General features: G+C 66.8%; 16 protein-coding genes. 8 read left to right on the top strand and 8 right to left on the bottom strand.

Annotated features, from left to right (window positions below; all coding sequences use genetic code 11):
- Window positions 1–420: 420 nt before the first annotated feature.
- The 3 genes from alr to ACQR1D_RS15175 form a co-directional block, all read right to left on the bottom strand.
- Window positions 421–1,605, bottom strand: a complete 1,185-nt coding sequence (gene alr / locus ACQR1D_RS15185) for an alanine racemase (RefSeq protein WP_316236642.1) — start codon at window positions 1,603–1,605, stop codon at window positions 421–423.
- Window positions 1,606–1,650: 45 nt separating this feature from the next.
- Window positions 1,651–3,159: a replicative DNA helicase gene (locus tag ACQR1D_RS15180; RefSeq protein ID WP_315755750.1), complete on the bottom strand. Its 1,509-nt coding sequence runs from the start codon at window positions 3,157–3,159 to the stop codon at window positions 1,651–1,653.
- Window positions 3,160–3,789: 630 nt separating this feature from the next.
- Entirely contained in the window at window positions 3,790–5,040 is a 1,251-nt protein-coding gene (locus ACQR1D_RS15175; protein ID WP_434840005.1) for a class I SAM-dependent methyltransferase, read from the bottom strand.
- A 428-nt stretch (window positions 5,041–5,468) separates the two neighbouring features.
- Between ACQR1D_RS15175 and ACQR1D_RS15170 the strand changes: the two genes are divergently transcribed.
- Entirely contained in the window at window positions 5,469–6,233 is a 765-nt protein-coding gene (locus ACQR1D_RS15170; protein WP_316180925.1) for a hypothetical protein, read from the top strand.
- A 63-nt stretch (window positions 6,234–6,296) separates the two neighbouring features.
- Here ACQR1D_RS15170 and rplI read toward each other — a convergent pair whose 3' ends face one another.
- The 4 genes from rplI to rpsF all read right to left on the bottom strand — a co-directional run bounded on the left by rplI (window position 6,297) and on the right by rpsF (window position 8,728).
- Complete coding sequence (rplI, locus tag ACQR1D_RS15165; protein ID WP_315800304.1) at window positions 6,297–6,890, bottom strand: 50S ribosomal protein L9; 594 nt, start codon at window positions 6,888–6,890, stop codon at window positions 6,297–6,299.
- Between the two features lie 48 nt (window positions 6,891–6,938).
- On the bottom strand, window positions 6,939–7,889 hold the full coding sequence (locus tag ACQR1D_RS15160; RefSeq protein ID WP_315800303.1) for a hypothetical protein: 951 nt from the start codon (window positions 7,887–7,889) through the stop codon (window positions 6,939–6,941).
- 132 nt (window positions 7,890–8,021) lie between these two features.
- Window positions 8,022–8,261 (bottom strand): 30S ribosomal protein S18, encoded by a 240-nt coding sequence (gene rpsR / locus ACQR1D_RS15155; RefSeq protein ID WP_008963441.1) that lies wholly within the window; start codon window positions 8,259–8,261, stop codon window positions 8,022–8,024.
- 5 nt (window positions 8,262–8,266) lie between these two features.
- Window positions 8,267–8,728 (bottom strand): 30S ribosomal protein S6, encoded by a 462-nt coding sequence (gene rpsF / locus ACQR1D_RS15150; protein WP_315800302.1) that lies wholly within the window; start codon window positions 8,726–8,728, stop codon window positions 8,267–8,269.
- 372 nt (window positions 8,729–9,100) lie between these two features.
- Here rpsF and fabD point away from each other — a divergent pair, with 372 nt between their 5' ends.
- From fabD to gmk, 7 genes are all read left to right on the top strand, one after another.
- Window positions 9,101–10,060 (top strand): ACP S-malonyltransferase, encoded by a 960-nt coding sequence (fabD, locus tag ACQR1D_RS15145; protein WP_434840006.1) that lies wholly within the window; start codon window positions 9,101–9,103, stop codon window positions 10,058–10,060.
- Window positions 10,061–10,093: 33 nt separating this feature from the next.
- The gene (gene fabG, locus ACQR1D_RS15140; protein ID WP_315800300.1) at window positions 10,094–10,831 is read left to right on the top strand and encodes a 3-oxoacyl-[acyl-carrier-protein] reductase; all 738 of its coding nucleotides are present in this window, start codon (window positions 10,094–10,096) and stop codon (window positions 10,829–10,831) included.
- Window positions 10,832–11,267: 436 nt separating this feature from the next.
- Window positions 11,268–11,507 carry an acyl carrier protein gene (locus tag ACQR1D_RS15135; RefSeq protein WP_006610957.1) on the top strand — a complete coding sequence of 80 codons (240 nt, stop codon included), beginning with the start codon at window positions 11,268–11,270 and terminating at the stop codon, window positions 11,505–11,507.
- 220 nt (window positions 11,508–11,727) lie between these two features.
- A complete protein-coding gene (gene fabF, locus ACQR1D_RS15130; RefSeq protein WP_315800299.1) occupies window positions 11,728–12,993 on the top strand; it encodes a beta-ketoacyl-ACP synthase II in 1,266 nt (421 codons plus the stop codon).
- A gap of 311 nt (window positions 12,994–13,304) precedes the next feature.
- Complete coding sequence (gene mltG / locus ACQR1D_RS15125; RefSeq protein ID WP_315800298.1) at window positions 13,305–14,588, top strand: endolytic transglycosylase MltG; 1,284 nt, start codon at window positions 13,305–13,307, stop codon at window positions 14,586–14,588.
- 124 nt (window positions 14,589–14,712) lie between these two features.
- Window positions 14,713–15,600: a YicC/YloC family endoribonuclease gene (locus tag ACQR1D_RS15120; RefSeq protein ID WP_315800446.1), complete on the top strand. Its 888-nt coding sequence runs from the start codon at window positions 14,713–14,715 to the stop codon at window positions 15,598–15,600.
- A 3-nt stretch (window positions 15,601–15,603) separates the two neighbouring features.
- A complete protein-coding gene (gene gmk, locus ACQR1D_RS15115) occupies window positions 15,604–16,263 on the top strand; it encodes a guanylate kinase (RefSeq protein WP_315800297.1) in 660 nt (219 codons plus the stop codon).
- Between the two features lie 12 nt (window positions 16,264–16,275).
- Here gmk and ACQR1D_RS15110 read toward each other — a convergent pair whose 3' ends face one another.
- Window positions 16,276–18,606, bottom strand: coding sequence for a hypothetical protein (locus ACQR1D_RS15110; RefSeq protein WP_434840007.1), 2,331 nt, complete (start codon window positions 18,604–18,606; stop codon window positions 16,276–16,278).
- Between the last annotated feature and the right edge of the window lie 58 nt (window positions 18,607–18,664).

The following is an 18,664-nucleotide window of genomic DNA, read 5'->3' as shown; positions in this document are numbered from 1 at the left end:
GGGCGCTTCGGGTCGCAGCATGGCTTGACGTCGTGCGGACGAACGACACGGGGCGCACGTCGAAAACGTATGGTCCTGGCATCTCGACGCTGATGCTACGCTGGCGGTGATGATCCGCCGGTCACGGGGGCAAGACAGCCGATCCCCGGGGAGAGTACGCATAAGGCGTAAAGCCATCGCGCGGGGAATGCCGGTTGACCGGCTGAACCTGTGGTGACTGCCGCCTGCTTTTTTTCTGCAGGCGGGCCATGGGTGAGGCCTTCACCCGGCATTCCCTGCGCCCTCGTCTTTCGAAGAGGGTAAAAACGAGATGCAAGCCTCGGGCGTGACATGCCGCGAGAACGATAACTCATGTCAGCTCGCAATGACGAGGTGGCAGCAGCGGTGTGGACGTCAGACAGAGAGCGTTGCTGCGCGCGATCAGCTCTCCGCTGGCGCCGCACCACCTTTGTAGATCCGATGATAGCGCCGGCCGAGATTGGTCAGGACCTCGTAGCCAATGGTGCCGAAATGATGCGCGAGCTCGTCGACGGTGATGCCTTCGCCGAGCAGCGTCGCGAAGTGGCCGCGGCGTGCGGCCTTCGGCGGCAGGTCGGTCACGTCGACCGCGATCAAATCCATCGAGATACGCCCCGCGATCGGGCAGCGCTGGCCGGCGATGATGACGTCGGCGCCGCGGGTGCCGTCATTCGAAGAGGCAGCGCGGAAGTAGCCGTCGGCATAGCCGGCCGAGAGGATCGCAAGCTTGGTCGGCCGGCGCGCGCTCCAGGTGCCGCCATAGCCGACCGTGTCGCCGCGCGCGAGGTCGCGCAGCTGCACAATGCGGGCCTTGATCTCGGCGACCGGTTGCATCGGGTTGTCGGCCTCCGGCGTCGGGTTGACGCCATAGAGTGCCGCGCCGGGGCGCACCATGTCGAACTGGAAAGAGGCGCCGAGGAAGATGCCGGAGGAGGCGGCAAGCGCGGCGGGTACGCCGGTGAAGACGCCGGCGACCTCGCGGAACGCCGCGAGCTGGCGCGCGTTCGACGGGCTGTTGATCTGCTCGGCGGAGGCGAGATGGCTCATCACCAAGGTGATGCCATGGTCGCCGCTCTGGATGCGCGGGATCATGCTCTGCGCATCGATCAGGCTGAGGCCGAGCCGATTCATGCCGGTGTCGACATGGATGGCCGCGCCACCCTTCCAGCCGGTGCGGCGGCAGAACATGTCCCATTCGGCGAGCTCGTTGAGATCGCCGATGACAGGCCGGCAGTTGATCGCGGCGTAGTCGTCGCCGGTGTTCTGGAAGAAGCCGTCGAGCACGTAGAGCGCGGCCGAGTCGGGCAGGGCGGCGCGGGCGACCCTGGCCTCGGCGAGCGTGGCGACGAAGAAGGTCTTGCAGCCGGCGGCGGCGAGCGTGCGCGCCACCTGGGGAATGCCGCAGCCATAGGCGTCGGCCTTGATCACGCCGGCGCATTCGGCCGGCACCGCGGTCTTTTCCAGCTTGCGCCAATTGGCGGCGAGCGCGTCGAGATCGATGGTCAGCACGCCGGTGGCGCTGGCCGGGACAGCGTCATCGACCGCCGAGACAGGCTGTTCGGCGGGTTTCTGTTCGGGAACACTCATGGGGCGCTTTTACGCGCCACGGCGTCACGGTTCAACCGCGTCAGGTCAATAGTCGTGATGCTGCGGCGGCAGACCGTCATGCGCGAGATCGCCGAACCGGGTGACCGAGGCGTCGAAGTGCAGCTCGACCGTGCCGGTCGGGCCGTGACGCTGCTTGCCGATGATCACCTCGGCCTTCCCCAGCGCCAGATCCATTTCCATCTGCCACTTCTGGTGCTCCTCGGTGCCGGGGCGCGGCTCCTTGGCGGCGAGGTAGTACTCGCCGCGATACACAAACAGCACCACGTCGGCGTCCTGCTCGATCGAGCCGGATTCACGCAGGTCCGACAGTTGCGGCCGCTTGTCCTCGCGGTTCTCGACCTGGCGCGACAGCTGCGACAGCGCGATGATGGGAACGCTGAGCTCCTTGGCCAGCGCCTTCAGGCTGGTGGTGATCTCGGTGATTTCCTGGACGCGGTTGTCGTTGCCGCGCTTGCCCGAGCCCGACAGCAGCTGGATGTAGTCGATCACCAGGAGGTCGAGGCCCTTCTGGCGCTTGAGGCGGCGGGCGCGCGCCATCACCTGCGCGATCGAGATGCCGCCGGTTTCGTCGACATAGAACGGCAGCGACTGCAGCTCGATCGAGCACTCGCGCAGCTTCTCGAAATCGGCCTCGGTAATGCCGCCGCGGCGGATGTGGCTCGAGGGAATGCCGGAGCGCTCGGCGATGATACGGGTGGCGAGCTGCTCGCCGCTCATTTCGCACGAGAAGAACCCGACGACGCCGCCCTGGGCGGCGCGATAGGTGCCGTCGGGCTGCAATTCGGGAACATAGGCCTGGGCGACGTTATAGGCGATGTTGGTCGCGAGCGAGGTCTTGCCCATGCCGGGACGGCCGGCGAGGATGATCAAGTCCGAATGCTGCAGGCCGCCCATCTTGGCGTCGAGATCGCGCAGGCCGGTCGAGATGCCGGACAGCTTGCCGTCGCGCTGGAAGGCCTTGGCGGCCATGTCGAGCGCGGTCGTCAGCGCCTGCGAGAATTTCTGGAACCCGCCGTCGTAGCGGCCGGACTCGGCGAGCTCGTACAGCCTTCGCTCGGCGTCCTCGATCTGGTTGCGCGGCGCGAAGTCGACCGGCGCGTCATACGCGACGTTGACCATGTCCTCGCCGATGCCGATCAGGTCGCGGCGCAAGGAGAGGTCGTAGATGGTGCGGCCGTAGTCCTGGGCGTTGATGATCGTGGTCGCCTCGGCCGCGAGCCGCGCCAGATATTGCCCGACGGTCATGCCGCCGATGTCGACGTCGGCCGGCAGGAACGTCTTCAAGGTCACGGGAGTCGCGACCTTGCCCATCCGGATCAGGCTCGACGCGGTCTCGAACACGGTCTGATGCAGCGGCTCGAAGAAATGCTTCGGCTCGAGGAAGTCCGAGACGCGATAGAACGCGTCGTTGTTGACCAGGATCGCGCCGAGCAGACCCTGTTCCGCCTCGATGTTGTGAGGAGCGCTGCGATAGGCCGGCGTTGCTGCGTCAGCCGGAGCCAGCTTGTGAACGTTCGAATCGGTGAGTGCCATGACCGCGTGTTTAGCAGCTTTGAAGGGGAGGGGATAAAGCGCCAGTCGCGCGCGAAGCGGAAGCGAAAGCTGAGCGCAATTCACCGTCTGGTAAATCTGGTGGATGAATCCGGACTCGCCAGATGCCGCGCTTGACGGAACCGACAGGACTCAAGGCCGCGCGAGCGCGAGCGACATGCCGGTGCACTCAACCGGCGCGATCGTTCGACATGTCCGCGAGGCGGGAACGAGAGTCGGTACGGCAGGACGTGCGAGGGCCGCGCGTGGATCCGCGCCCGGCGTCAGACCAGCAGCAGATAGAGGAGGGCGATCAGGGATGCCCCTACGCCCGCGGCGATCAGCGCGTAGTCGGTGCTGAAGTCGGTCTGGGGTTCCAACATGGCTCTGGCGGGGCTCTGGGACACGCCGGGACACTACGGCCGGGCTTACCCGGGGTCTGTGAGCCAGTTCACAGACCGCACGATTTGTTTGAAAATTTGAGTCGGATGGGCATGATCTCACGCTTGGGACGCGATCCGTTATCTACGCATCTCAAGATTGAAGTCGGGCCGGCGGCGCGAATCCGGGCGTCCGTCTCTGCAGGACCATTGCACTGACGCCGCCTTCCGCCTTCGTCGCGGGCCGCGCGCGCTACTCACCCGCCATCTGCAGCGCCGGGCGGCTGCCGCGCTCGCGCGCCCGCAGCCGCGTCTCCTCGCGGTGGACGTAGTCACGCGTCATCGGCACGACGCCCTGGCGCTTCGTCAGCTGGATCTGGACATTCATCAGGTTCTGCTTGCGGAATCCCATTTCCGCGGCCGCCAGGTAGAACTCCCACATCCGCGCGAAGCGCTCGTCATAGAGCTGCACGGCCTCATCGCGCCGGGCCATGAAGCGTTCGCGCCACGCCTTCAGGGTTTCCGCGTAGTGCAGGCGCAGGATCTCGATGTCGCAGACGAGGAGCCCGGCGCGCTCGATCGCCGGCAGAACCTCCGAGAGGGCTGGGACGTAGCCGCCGGGGAAGATGTATTTGGCGATCCAGGGGTTGGTCGCATCAGGGCCCTCGGAGCGTCCGATCGAATGCAGCAGCATGACGCCGTCGTCCGCGAGCAGCTCGGCGCAGCGGCGAAAGAAGGTGTCGTAGAAGGCGACCCCGACATGCTCGAACATGCCGACCGAGACGATGCGCTCGAACGTACCTGGCACGTCGCGGTAATCCTGCAGCAGGAAGCGGGCGGCATGGGACAGGTGCCGTTCGGCCGCGCGGGCCTCGGCGACCTGCAACTGCTCGGCCGACAAGGTCACGCCGGTGACGTCGGCATCACACATCTCAGCCAGGTAGAGTCCGAGCCCGCCCCAGCCGCAGCCGATGTCGAGGATGCGATGGCGGCGGCGGATCAGCAGCTTGGCCGCCAGATGACGTTTCTTGGCGAGCTGGGCATCGTCCAGCGTCGCATCCGGCTTCTCGAAATAGGCGCAGGAATATTGCCGGTCGGCATCGAGGAACAGCGAATACAGCCGCCCGTCGAGATCGTAATGATGGGCGACGTTGCGGCGCGCGCGTGCCCGGATGTTGAGCTGGTGCAGGTGCCGGACGAGGTAGCGCAGCCACCATTGCGTCTTGGCCCAGTCGGGCACCGCGGCCGGCTGGCTCATCACGATCGACAGCAGATCCGCGATCGATCCTCGTTCGACGACGAACGAGCCGTCCATATAGACCTCGCCGAGCGCGAGCTCGGGATTGGCCAGAATCCGGCGCTCGGCTTCACGAGTCAGAAATCGTGCCGCCACGGGGACACCGGTTCCATCCCCGCAGCTGAACGACGTGCCGCTGGCCGTCGTAAAGCTGATCGACCCACGGCAAATGAAGCCACTCAACAGACTTCGGAGCAAACGGTCCATCCACACCACCCAACGAGCTATTCCCGTGAGTTGCTGACTTTCCCGGCCGTCGCACTCGACGCGTTGAGAACCGATTGGTTCCCAATCATCACGTTGTTATGTTACCCAGCGGGCACACGCCGATGCCACTGCCATGAACACAAAGCCGATATTCAGAACTGTCATTGTCATTGATCGATGGACATCTCGGCGCAGGAACATCTGTGCGCTTTCATTCGCTCCGCAATCCGTTAAAAAGGCCGCGGCCGCCGGCCTTTTGGCCGGTGTCCGGCATCTGACCGCCGGACGAGGTCTGAAGGGATCGCCGTCGACGGCGTGGAGCGACCGCAATGTCCGCTGTCACGTTCGGCTGATAGCGAGAGGAAACACGGCAGCGGATGTCGCGCGGGGCGGCGCCGTGTGGGCGAAACCATAGCTGGAGAATGAGAATGGTGGGCCGAGCGCTCAATTTGGCGGCGGTGGTGGCGGTGTTCTGCATGGGCTTTGCGGGGGCCGCCGTTGCGCAGGAAAATCTCGATGCGGGCAAGAGTCCTGCGCAGATCTTCAACGGGACCTGCGTGGTCTGCCACAAGTCGCCGCGCGGTCTGGCCAAGAACACCTCGGCCGGCTCGCTGCCCGGGTTTCTGCGCCAGCATTACACGACGAGCCCCGAGATGGCCGGCGTGCTCGCCAATTACCTGATTGCGAACGGCGCCGCTGATGCGCGATCCACGGGCCATTCCGGCAAGGAGACGCGGTCCGAGCGTCGCGCCCGGTCGGCCACCACCGAGCCGTCCGAGGCGAAGCCGGCCACCGCTGACGATGCGGCCGAGCCGCGCCGTCGGGGTCATCATTCCAGGCGCTCCGCGCCGGCCGAGGCCAAGCCCGATGCGGCAGCGGAGCCCGCGGCTGCACCGGCCGACGGCGAGGGCAGTGCGCCCGCAAAGAAGGGCCGGCTCGGCAAGCGCAAGAAGCCGGCCCAGGAGGGCGCGGCCGCGGATGAGACGCGCAGCGAGCCGACCGGTGCGACCCAGCCGTCACCGTCGCGCGAGGACAGCGCCGCCGGCTCCGAGCCGCCGCGGGTTGAGCCGGCAAGATCGAGCGACGCCGCCCCGGCGCTGCGCGCCGATCCGGTCCCGCCGGTGACGCCGGCGCCGGCCACGACCCAGTCGGTGCCGTCGGATCCCTCGGTTCCGTCCTCGCCCTCGCGGTGAGACGGCAATGAAAAAGCCCGGCTCGTTGAGCCGGGCTTTTCCGCAAATGGGCTAGCGCGGCGCTTACTGCTGCGCAGGCTCGCCGGCAGCGCCCTCGTCCTGGGCCTCCGGATCGAAGAACTCGCCGGCGGCCGCGATCGCTTCGGCGGCGGCGTCGCGGTCCTCCTGGCGGGTCGAGATGTCCTCGCCGCGCTTGATGCGCTCGGCCTCGTCGGCGCTGCGGGCGACCGTCACGGTCACCGAGGTCTCGACCTCCGGATGGATCGCGATGGTGATCGTCTGCTTGCCGATCGTCTTGATCGGGGCGTCGAGCCAGACCTGCGGCCGGCTGACGGTGATGCCGTCGGCGGCGAGGGCGGCGACGATGTCGCGCACCGAGACCGAGCCGAACAGCTGGCCGGATTCGGAGGCCTGGCGGATGATGACGATGTCGCGGCCGTCGATCTTCTCGGCGACCTTGGACGCCTCGCCCTTGGCCTTGATGTTGTTGGCCTCGAGCTCGGCCTTCATGCCCTCATACTTGGCCTTGTTCTCGGCGGTGGCCCGCAGCGCCTTCTTGCGCTTGAGCAGGAAGTTGCGGGCGAACCCGTCCTTGACCTTCACGATCTCGCCCATCTGGCCGAGCTTGGCGACGCGTTCCAGCAGAATGACTTCCATCGATGTTCTCCTTTAAGATGTTCGAAGCGGTTGGTTGAGGTGAAGCTTCTACGGCACCGGCAACGGCGGCGGCTGCCGCGGGCCGAAGCGGTGGCGGAGGTCGAAGGCGGCGTCGGCGAGGCCGAGGACGATCATCGCCAGCATCGGGATCGGCCAGATGAAGGTCAGCATCAGCGCGTAGGCGAGGCCGAGCCAGAGCGGCCGGGTGCGCAGCGGCAGGGTCAGCGTATGCAGGACCGCGAAGCCGGTGAGCGCATAGGCGGTCAGCAGCGCTGCGGCGGCGATTCGCGCGAGCATGCCGATCAGCCCGCCCGGAAAGCAGAAGGCGATGATCGCAAACAGCGCCGGCAGCGTCATCAGCGGCAGCTTGGTGTCGCGCAGGCGTGGCCATGGGCGCATCAGCCGGCCGGAGATCGCCGTGATCTTTGCAGCCGCCAGGACGTTGAGCGACAGGATCGTGGTCATGATCACCGCGGCCATGGGCGGCGCCATGAATACCAGGAGCTCGACCAGCTGCGGAATGTCGACCGCGTCGGACGACGCGACGGTATTGCCGAGCACGCGCGACAGCAGCCGCCTGAGACCCTGATTGGTGGCCGTCATGTCGGTGCCGAAGGAGAATGCGGCAATCAGCGCGGCGATCACCGCGATCCACAGCAGGATGTTGCCGGGCGGATACCATTCGATGCCATCCTGGCCGGATGGGCTGGTCGTCGGCCGGCCGAGCAGGACGAGGTGGCCGAGCCACCAGGCCGGCAGCGTCACAGAGACTGCAAAGGCGAGCGCGCGATCGAAGCCGAAGATGGCCAGCACGCAAGCGGTTGCCACAAGACCGCCGATGACAGCGCAAAGCCGGCCCCAGGCGATTGCGGCGACCAGCAGCGGCACGGGCGCGAGCAGCGCAAGCACGAGCGCCGTCATTACGCCCGACGCCGTCGAGGCGAACATGACGGCGGAGGCAGCGCCTGCTGCGAGCGCGATGAGAAGCGTTCCGATCATCAGCTGTCCCGCTCCCTTCGAGCGGTTAGAGGCGCCTTCGCCCCAACCATCGGCGACCGGACGACCCGGAAGCCTTATGAGAATTCAACGGAAGGAGCCGGCGGCGCGGGGCCGCCGGTCCGAGGTCCGCAATCAGCGGATGACGTAGGGCAGCAGGCCGAGGAAGCGGGCGCGCTTGATGGCGCGCGCGAGCTCGCGCTGCTTCTTGGCGGACACGGCGGTGATGCGGCTAGGCACGATCTTGCCGCGCTCGGACACGTAGCGCATCAGCAGCTTGGAGTCCTTGTAATCGATCTTCGGCGCGTTCGGCCCGGAGAACGGGCAGGTCTTGCGGCGGCGGAAGAACGGGCGACGTGCGGGGGCTTCAGCCATTGATCTTACTCCTCGTCCGTCGTTTCTTCGTCACGGGGCCGGCGCGGGCCACGATCGCCACGGTCTCCGCGATCGCCACGGAAGCCGCCGCCATCGCGCTCACCACGGAAGCCGCCGCCGCGGTCGTCGCGCTCACGGTCGCGATCGGCCTTGCGCATCATCGCCGACGGGCCTTCCTCGAGCTCCTCGACGCGGACGCTGAGGTAGCGGATCACGTCCTCGCTGATCCGCTCCTGGCGCTCGATCTCGGCGATCGCCGCGGACGGCGCGTCGATGTTGAGCAGCACGAAGTGCGCCTTGCGATTCTTGTTCATGCGGTAGGTGAGGGAGCGAACGCCCCAATTCTCGGTCTTCGTGACCTTACCGCCGAGACCCTCGACGATACCGGTCATCTGAGCCGTCAGTTCTTCCACCTGCTGGGTGCTCGCGTCCTGACGCGCGAGGAAAACATGCTCGTAAAGCGGCATGGCTGTCCTTTCCAAGTTGGCGCAAATCCTGGCGTCAAGCCCTTCGAGCCCTTGTGGAAAGGACTCGCAGACGTCAGCTCAGAAGGCGGGAACACGGGACGACGGGCCGACTGGCCCTGCCACATCAAATCGCCTGGACAGCTTGGAGAGGGTACATCCCCAAGGTTGAGCAAGGTGAATTTGCTGGGACCGTCCGTTCAGCTCCCGGCTCAGGATCCACGGATGGCGGGCCTTATACCGATTTTCGGCGCCAAGGCAAGGGAAAGTGGTCGAAATGCGCCCGTCACGCGCTTGACATCCCGGCCTTTGCCAGTGTCTTTCCGGCCAAAGTTACTCAATTCCAGGGATTTTGGAACGTTCAGGGGGGCGGCCATGACGGCAGCATTCACTTTTCCGGGGCAGGGGTCCCAGGCCGTCGGCATGGGCAAGGCGCTCGCGGACGCCTTCCCGGTGGCCCGCGCCGTGTTCGAGGAGGTCGACGCTGCCCTCGGCGAGAAGCTGACGACCATCATTTGGGAAGGTCCGGCCGAGACCCTGCAGCTGACCGAAAATGCCCAGCCCGCCCTGATGGCGGTGTCGATGGCGACCTTACGGGTGCTGGAGGCCGAGGCGGGGTTCTCGGTCGGGCGGGACGCGGCCTTCGTCGCGGGTCACTCGCTGGGCGAATATTCGGCACTGGCGGCCGCCGGCAGCCTGACCACCGCCGACACCGCCCGCCTGCTGCGGACGCGCGGTCTCGCGATGCAGAAGGCCGTTCCGGTAGGCGTCGGCGCCATGGCCGCGCTGCTCGGGATGGATTACGAGGCAGCCGTGGCGGTCGCCGAAGAGGCGGCTCAGGGCGAGGTCTGCCAGGCCGCCAACGACAATGGCGGCGGCCAAGTGGTGGTGTCCGGCAACAAGACTGCCGTCGATCGCGCCGTCGAGATCGCACGCGCCAAGGGCGCCAAGCGCGCCATGCTGCTGCCGGTCTCCGCGCCGTTCCACTGCAAGCTGATGCAGCCGGCGGCCGACGTCATGGCGGAGGCGCTCTCCAAGGTCACCATCAAGGCGCCGGCCTCGCCGCTGGTCTCGAACGTGCTCGCGGCCCCGATCAGTGATCCTGACGAGATTCGCCGTCGCCTGGTCGAGCAGGTCACGGGTACGGTGCGCTGGCGCGAATCGATCGCCTACATGGCGAGCCAGGGCGTGACGCGCTTCCTGGAGATCGGCGCGGGCAAGGTGCTCAGCGGCCTGGTCAAGCGGATCGCGGATGGTGCAGTCGGTGTCGCCGTCGGCGGACCGGCGGACATTGCGGCCGCCAAGGATGCGCTGGCCGCGGTCAAAACGTCGTAGAGCGTCGCGTATAGCGGCATTGAGGAGAGTTTGATGTTCGATCTGAGTGGCAGGACCGCGCTGGTCACCGGCGCGACCGGCGGCATCGGCAATGCGATCGCCAAGGCCTTGCATTCCCAGGGAGCGACCGTGGCCGTTTCCGGCACCCGGCGCGAGGTGCTCGAGACCCTCGCGGGCGAGCTGGGCAGCCGTGTGCATGTGCTGCCTTGCAATCTGTCTGACGCGGCCGAGGTCGAGGCGCTGGTGCCGGCCGCCGAGCAGGCGATGGGGCAGGTCGACATTCTCGTCGCCAACGCCGGCATCACCCGCGACAACCTGTTCGTGCAGCTCCGCGACGAGGATTGGGACGAGGTAATCAAGGTCAACCTGACCGCGACATTCCGCCTCTCGCGTGCCGCCACCAAGCTGATGATGCGCAAGCGCTTCGGCCGCATCATCGCGATCACCTCGATCGTCGGCGTCACCGGCAATCCGGGGCAGGGCAATTACACGGCGTCCAAGGCCGGCATCATCGGCATGATCAAGACGCTCGGCGCCGAGTACGCCAAGCGCGGCGTGACCGCCAACTGCATCGCACCGGGCTTCATCAAGACACCGATGACCGACGCTCTGAACGAGAAGCAGCGCGAGTCGATCCTCGCCAAGGTGCCGGCGGCGCGGCTGGGCACGCCAGAGGACATTGCTGCAGCTGCGGTGTACCTCGCCTCCAACGAGGCGGCGTATGTCACGGGCCAGACCATCCACGTCAACGGCGGCATGGCGATGATCTAGGCCCTGCCGCGGCTCGGAATGCGGCGAAAAGACGTCGCGACCAGCATACCGGGCCGTGTGGTCAACGATTCGCGTGTATGGTAACCGGGCAGCTGATGGGGGCACGAAGAACGCCATTGCAGGATTTCCAAACCCTGTATATTGGCGGGGCGAGCTGCCATCGTTCGCCGGGCCTCCGTCGGCTGGCGCTGCTGATCCGGGTTCCTGTTTGAGCGCTCTGGATCGGAGGCGTACCGGCCTCATGGAGAGTGTGGATTGGAGTTTGTGAGTGGCCCCGTTTCCGAAGTTTTCGGACCGCAAGTCGTCCGCCAAATTTCGGTAAAGGGGCGCTGCGGGGCAAATCTGGTTTTGCGCGATCGCGAAGGAAGTTTAGCGGCCGGGGTGATGCGGATCATCCGGGGGTCGGGTCTTAAAGGAACAAGCACGAGGTTGAACGATGAGTGAGATTGGCGAGCGGGTTAAGAAGATCGTGGTCGAACACCTTGGTGTCGAGCCCGAGAAAGTGGTCGACAACGCGAGCTTCATTGACGACCTCGGTGCTGACAGCCTCGACACGGTCGAGCTCGTCATGGCCTTCGAGGAAGAGTTTGGTTGCGAGATTCCGGACGACGCCGCCGAGACGATCCTGACCGTCGGCGACGCCACCAAGTTCCTCGAGAAGAACGCCAAGAGCTGACGCTCCGGCGAAGTTGCGCGAAACCGGCCGATCCGTCTTGTGCGGTCGACCGGTTTCTTGCTGTTGGCGGCGTCGTGATGAGCCGTCATCTGGCGGCCGGCGACAGACGATTCGGTCGCGCTGCCTGGCCAGACCGTGTTACTCGAACAATTGACCCGAGATGCGGCGACGGCCGTCAGCCGATCCACAAGCGCTCAAAATCGGGTCTGGAGAAACGAACATGAGGCGGGTTGTCGTCACTGGCCTTGGCATGGTTTCGCCGCTTGGCTGTGGTGTGGAAACGACCTGGCAGCGCATCCTTCAGGGCAAGAGCGGTGCGCGCTTGATCGAGTCGTTCGAGGTCTCCGATCTTCCCGCCAAGGTGGCCTGTCAGGTGCCGCGCGGCGATGGCTCCGACGGCACCTTCAACGCCGACCAGTGGATGGAGCCCAAGGACCAGCGCAAGGTCGACGATTTCATCATTTTCGCGATGGCTGCGGCGCGTCAGGCGCTCGATGACGCCAACTGGCATCCTGCGACGGAAGAGGACCGCTGCGCCACCGGCACGCTGATCGGGTCCGGCATCGGTGGCCTCTCGGGCATTGCCGACACGGCGATCCTGCTGAAGGAGCGCGGTCCGCGCAAAGTGTCGCCCTTCTTCATTCCCGGACGTCTGATCAATCTCGCCTCGGGCTATGTCTCGATCGAGCACGGGCTCAAGGGCCCCAATCATTCGGTCGTCACCGCCTGCTCGACCGGCGCGCATGCGATCGGCGACGCCAGCCGCCTGATCGCGCTCGGCGATGCCGATGTCATGGTCGCCGGCGGCACCGAATCGCCGATTTGCCGAATCGGCATGGCCGGGTTCTGCGCGGCCCGCGCACTGTCGACCGGATTCAACGAGACGCCCGAGCGCGCGTCGCGTCCTTACGACAAGGACCGCGATGGCTTCGTGATGGGCGAGGGCGCCGGCGTGGTCGTGCTCGAGGAGTATGAGCACGCCAAGGCACGCGGCGCGCGGATCTACGCCGAGGTCTGCGGCTACGGACTGTCCGGCGACGCCTATCACATCACATCGCCATCGCCGGATGGCGACGGCGGCTTTCGCAGCATGAGTGCGGCGCTGAAGCGCGCCGGCATCACGGCCGCCGACCTCGACTACATCAACGCGCACGGCACCTCGACTCAAGTCGGCGACGAGATCGAACTCGGCGCGGTCGAGCGCCTGCTTGGCAATGCCGCTTCGAAGATCTCGATGTCGTCGACCAAATCGTCGATCGGCCATTTGCTCGGCGCGGCCGGCGCCGTCGAAGCCATCTTCAGCATTCTCGCGATTCGGGATAACATCGCGCCGCCGACGATCAATCTGGAGAATCCGTCGGTGGAAACCGCGATCGATCTCGTGCCGCATGCACCTCGCAAACGCGAGATCAACGTGGCGCTGTCGAACTCCTTTGGTTTCGGCGGCACCAACGCGTCGGTGGTTTTGCGGCGCGTGGTGACCTAGTGCGGAAGGACGGAATGCCGCTCGGGCCGATTGTCGCTTGGTCACGCGGATATCCGACTGCAGCCACACTAGAACCCAAGACTTCGCGTGTCTTTAACTTCGCGTGTCTTTAACTTCGCGTGTCTTTCGCAGGTCGGCCTTCGGCGCCGATGCGGTAAGTGGATGCGCATGGCGGTGAGGCCCGGCGAAAACACCTTTTCGCCGTATTCGATGACGAGATGACGAATCGTTAAATTGGGCGTGGACTTCAGGTCGCTTGCGTTGGGGAGCGCACGGCCACGACGAGAGCGACAGGACTGAAGGTTGCATCGATGAGTGAACGGCCGCCCATCTCGCCCCGCAGCCCGCGCGCAGCGCTGGAGCCGGAACGCGTGCCGCCGCCGCCGCGCCGCTCCGACCGCGCCCGTAATCCGTTCGTGGTGGTCGGCAATGCGATCATCACCTTGCTCATCCTGGCCATGCTCGGCGTGGGCGCGGCCTACTATTATGGACGGCAGATTCTCGAAGCGGCAGGACCGCTGCAGGAGGACAAGGTCGTCAACATCCCGCAGCGCGCGGGCAAACGCGATATTGCCGACGTGCTCGCGCGTGAAGGTGTGATCGACGTCAATCCGTGGATCTTCATCGGTGGGGTCTATGCGCTGAAGGCCAGTTCCGACCTCAAGCCGGGCGAGTATGCGTTCCAGAAGAATGCATCGTTGCGCGACGTGATCGGCGTCATCGTCGAAGGCAAGGTCGTGCAGCATTCGGTGACCGTGCCCGAAGGCCTGACGTCAGAGCAGATCGTGGCGCGCCTGTCCGAGAACGAGATCTTCACCGGCAGCGTCCGCGAGATTCCGCGCGAAGGCACGTTGTTGCCGGAGACCTACAAGTTCCCGCGCGGGACCAGCCGCGATCAGGTCGTGCAGCGCATGCAGCAGGCGCAGAAGCGCGTGTTGGCCGAGATCTGGGAACGGCGCAGTCCGGATCTGCCGGTCAGGACGCCGGAGCAGCTGGTGACGCTGGCTTCGATCGTCGAGAAGGAGACCGGCAAGCCCGACGAGCGCAGCCGGGTGGCCGCGGTGTTCGTCAACCGGCTGAAGCAGAGGATCAAGCTGCAGTCCGATCCGACCATCATCTATGGTCTGGTCGGCGGCAAGGGCACACTGGGCCGTCCGATCAAGCGCAGCGAGATCACCCAACCGTCGCCCTACAACACCTATGTGATTGAGGGCCTGCCGCCGGGACCGATCTCCAACCCCGGCCGCGCCTCGCTGGAGGCGACGGCCAATCCGGCGCGCACGCGCGATCTCTATTTCGTCGCCGACGGCACCGGCGGCCACGCGTTCACCGAAACCTACGACCTTCACCAGAAGAACGTCGCCAAGCTCAGGGCGATGGAGCGCCAGACCCAGAACGACACCGTCGAGCCCGACGAGGCGCCGCCCGCCGTTGCCGGCGGAGCGGCGGATCCGGCGGCCGGGGCAGCAGCCGCGCCACGGGCGCCGGCCGGTGCGAAGAGGCCGCCCGCCAACCGCGCCAACGGCGGTGTTGCACCCGGCAACGGGGCGCGGCAGGGCGCTGCGCAGCCGACCCCGCCGGTCGTTCAGCAATAATTTCCCACGCATGTCGGCCGCGCAGAACCGGGCTTAACATTTGCCCAAAAGGCCGTAAGGTTCGCGCACTTTTGGCGGAGCGAGTCTGTCCCGCCATTCCCGATATGCCGGAGACATGGACGAAATGGCGCTGTCGAGCATGACCGGCTTTGCCCGTAGCCACGGGGCAAGCGGTCCCTACTCGTTCGAGTGGGAGTTGAAATCGGTCAATGCCAAGGGATTGGACGTCCGGGTGCGGCTGCCGCAGGGCTGGGACGAGGTCGAGGCCTTCGCCAAGAAGCGCGCCACCGAGGTGCTGTCGCGCGGCACCGTCTACGCCAATCTCACCGTCAAGCGCACCGAGACCGGGTCGACGGTACGAATCAACGAGGATGTGCTGGCGGCCGTCGTGAAGGTGGCGAGCCAGCTCGCGGGCCGGATCGACGCGGTCGCGCCCAGCATCGATGGGCTGCTGTCGATCAAGGGCGTGATCGAGGTGGCGGAGCCGGAGACCGACGAGGCCGAGGACAAGGCCGCCAAGGAGGCGGCGATCGCGGCGTTCGAGACCGCGCTGAAACATCTCGTGGAGATGCGTCGGCGTGAGGGCGACACGCTCGGACAGATCCTCAACCAGCGCGTCGACGAGATCGAGGCACTGGCGAAGAGGGCCGAAACATCGCCGGGCCGCAAGCCAGAGGCCATCAAGGCGCGACTCGCCGAGCAGGTCGCGGCCCTGCTCGACACGTCGGACCGCTTCGATCCTGACCGCCTGGCGCAGGAGGCGCTGCTGATCGCGGCCAAGGCCGACGTGCGCGAGGAACTCGATCGCATCGCCTCCCACATCGCGCAGGCGCGCGAGATGCTCGGCAAGGGCGGGCCCGTCGGCCGCCGGCTCGACTTCCTCGCCCAGGAATTCCATCGCGAGGTCAACACCACCTGCTCGAAGTCGAACGACATCGAGCTGACGAACATCGGCCTGGAGCTGAAGACCGTGGTCGAGCAGTTCCGCGAACAGGTTCAGAATCTGGAGTGATCCATGGCGGCTCACGACGGAAGCTTCGATGGGGTCGAGCGGCGCGGCCTGATGTTCGTGCTGTCATCGCCTTCGGGGGCGGGTAAGACGACGCTGTCGCGCCTGCTGATCGAGCGCATGTCGGGTCTGCGGATGTCGGTCTCGGCGACGACGCGCTCGATGCGGCCAGGTGAGGTCGACGGCCGCGACTATCACTTCGTCGACCGCGCGCGCTTCGAGGACATGGCCAAGCGCAACGAGCTGCTCGAATGGGCCACCGTGTTCGACAACCGCTATGGCACGCCGCGCGCGCCGGTCGAAGCGGCGTTGTCGGCGGGCCAGGACGTGCTGTTCGACATCGACTGGCAGGGCACGCAGCAACTGCGCGAGAAGGCGCGGCAGGACGTCGTCAGCGTGTTCATCCTGCCGCCGTCCGCCGCCGATCTGGAGAAGCGTCTCCACACCCGCGCGCAGGACTCCGATGAGGTCATCCGCGGGCGCATGAGCCGCGCCAGCCACGAGATGAGCCACTGGGCGGAGTACGACTACATCGTCATCAACCGCAACGTCGACGACGCGTTTGCCGAGGTGCAGTCGATCCTCAAGGCCGAGCGCCTGAAGCGCGAGCGCCGCACCGGCCTGACGACCTTCGTGCGCGAGTTGCAGCGCCAGCTCGAGGGCTGAAACGCCTTCCGTCTACGCCCGCCGGCCGAGGCGCGCCAGGATGTCCTGGATGCCGTCGAGCTCATCATCGTGCTGAATGTTGCGCGGCCGCGGGCGCAGCGCCGGAGGCCGCGGAATAAAGTCGAGCGGCGGGGTCGCCGGGTCCTCGAACTGGCTCGGCACGAACAGGGGTCGCTGCTGCGGCGGCCGCTGCGGTTGCTGCGGCGCCTGCGGCCTGTCGATGATCGGTGGCGCGGCGGGGATCGACGACCGCGATTCCAGGAGACTCATCAGTCGGGCCGCGGGATCATCATGCATATGCGCGACGTCCTGCGGAGCCTCGACGGAGAACTCCTCCTGCTGCGGCTCCGCCTCCAGCTCGTCTTCGGGCAATGAAAAGCGCGACTGCAGAAGGTTGATCAGCGCCGCCGCAGGATCGTCGAGCTCGTCGTCTTCGGCGGCAGGGGCCTCCGACATCATCCCGGGTCCGGCCCTCGCGATGTCATCGTCAGGCTGAGGGGCCGGCTGTCGTGCCGCATGCGCGCGAAGCGTCTCGATCAGCGCGGCCGCTGGATCGGCTGGTGCCGTTGACGGCGCGCGCGGGGGCGCGGGCTGATCGGGCATCGCGGGAACGGGCTGAGCGGCCGGCTGGCCGCCACGCAATTGGTTCGTCAGGGGTTGCGACGCCTGCGTGGTCCGGTGTGCAGCGTCCGCCTGCGCTGGCGGAGCCGTCTCAGCGAGGGCCGCTGCAGCCGGACCGTCGCCAGCCTCGCCGGGGTGCGTGGTACGCCGCTTGGCCGCGCGCGACACCAGCAGCGCGGCAATCACCTTGGCGGCGTCGATCGGCGCGCCGGCAGCGGGGGACGTGGCATCGCTGTTGCGGGCCCTGCGCAGCGCCGACACGATTTCGCTGACGTCGACAGGGGCGGGTGGGGCGGCGGTCGCGGCAGCCTGCGTCGGTGGCGGGGCCGATGGCGGCATTGGTGCGCCCACCTGGATACGGGCGGGATTCGCTGGTTCAACCCGCTGCGCCGCCGGCCAGGGCTCGGCGGGTGCCGTCGGTGCCGCATAGGTCGGCGAGCGCGGCGAGGCGTCTGCAGCAGCAGCGCTCGCCTGGGCTGCTGCAATCTTGGCGGCAGCGGCCTGCGCCGCGGCCATCTGGGCAGCCGTCAGTTGTGCCTGCGCCGGAGCAGTAGGCGATGGGGCAGTTGCGGCAACCGGCATTGGCTGCGCGTTGGTCGCAGCGGTCTGTGCCCCGGAAGGCTCGGCCCGGCGTATCGCTGCGCGATCGACCAGCTCATCGACCGCCTGCCATACCGCGTCGGTGGACTGCGATCGTTGCATCGCCGCAGCCGCGTCCCGGTCGCGTCGGCGTGCGGCTACGGCCGGGTGATCCTGCTGCTGGGGAGACGGCGCCGGCCGCTGCGGACGGGGCTCGACCTGGTCCGGCGAAGCCGCCAGCCGCGCGCTCGCGAGGTCGAGCGCCGAAGCCGGCTGAGAGCCGCGGCTGCCGCCTGAATGGGAGGGTGCTGCCGGCATGCTGCCGCGGCCCGCACGCATCCCGCCCTGCGGCGCCTTGGACCGTGGTTTGATGCGACTACGGCGCATCCGGACTGCGTCCGCGTGCCAGCTGCCGTTGCGCCGTTGCCGCCGTCCCATCCGGGCGAGCCGATAGAGCGCGCTCGCCAGCAGTCCTGAAATCGCGAGGGCGCCGATGACCACGAGCATGAGCACGTGGATGGGCGCTTCGGGCTTGCTTGGCTTCGGTGCGATGATCGGCCCGTCGGCAGCCGGCGCCGCATTCGTGTCCGGCTCCGCATTGCCATCGTCGGCCATTGCCGGCGGTGGCGCATCGGCAGCGATCGGCTCCGCCTGTTGTGGCGGGGCAGAGGGCCAGGGCGAGGTATCGAGGCTGCGGGGCAGGCTGGTGTCGGATGCGGTCAGCGTCGTCGGTGTGGCGAGAGTCTGCGGCTTCGGCGTGCCCCGCACGGCGAGATCGGCACGCAGCCGCGGCTGCGGCGCTTCTGCGAGGGCGTCGCTGGTGCGAGCGACCGGGCCATCGGTGCGTCTTGGCGTCAGTTTGGGTGGAGCGGGCTGGGCGAAGTCCCACGGAGCCGGCTGCTGCGTCGCCCGTATCGGTGCCGCGGCGTCACGGGTGTTGCCGTTGGCGTCTTTCAGATACCAGCAACGCCGATTGGTGCCACGATCGAAACGATAGTACCAGCGTTGCGCGTCGGACTTCTCTCCCGTCGGCTCGGTCAGACATTCCTCCGCCGCCAACACGACGCGCGGCAGCACGAGCACGACGGTGCCAAGGATTCCGGCTGCAATGGCAAACGCAACTCCTGCCGTTCGGCTTGCCATTGAAGACTCCGGATACGCTTACGCAACGGCGCGTTCTCGGAGAGAAGTTGGGTGGCAA

The organism is Bradyrhizobium sp. HKCCYLRH2047, from assembly GCF_051168175.1.
Taxonomy (GTDB): domain Bacteria; phylum Pseudomonadota; class Alphaproteobacteria; order Rhizobiales; family Xanthobacteraceae; genus Bradyrhizobium.
Note: the sequence above shows the minus strand (reverse complement) of the source record. Positions and strands in the feature narration are given on the sequence as shown.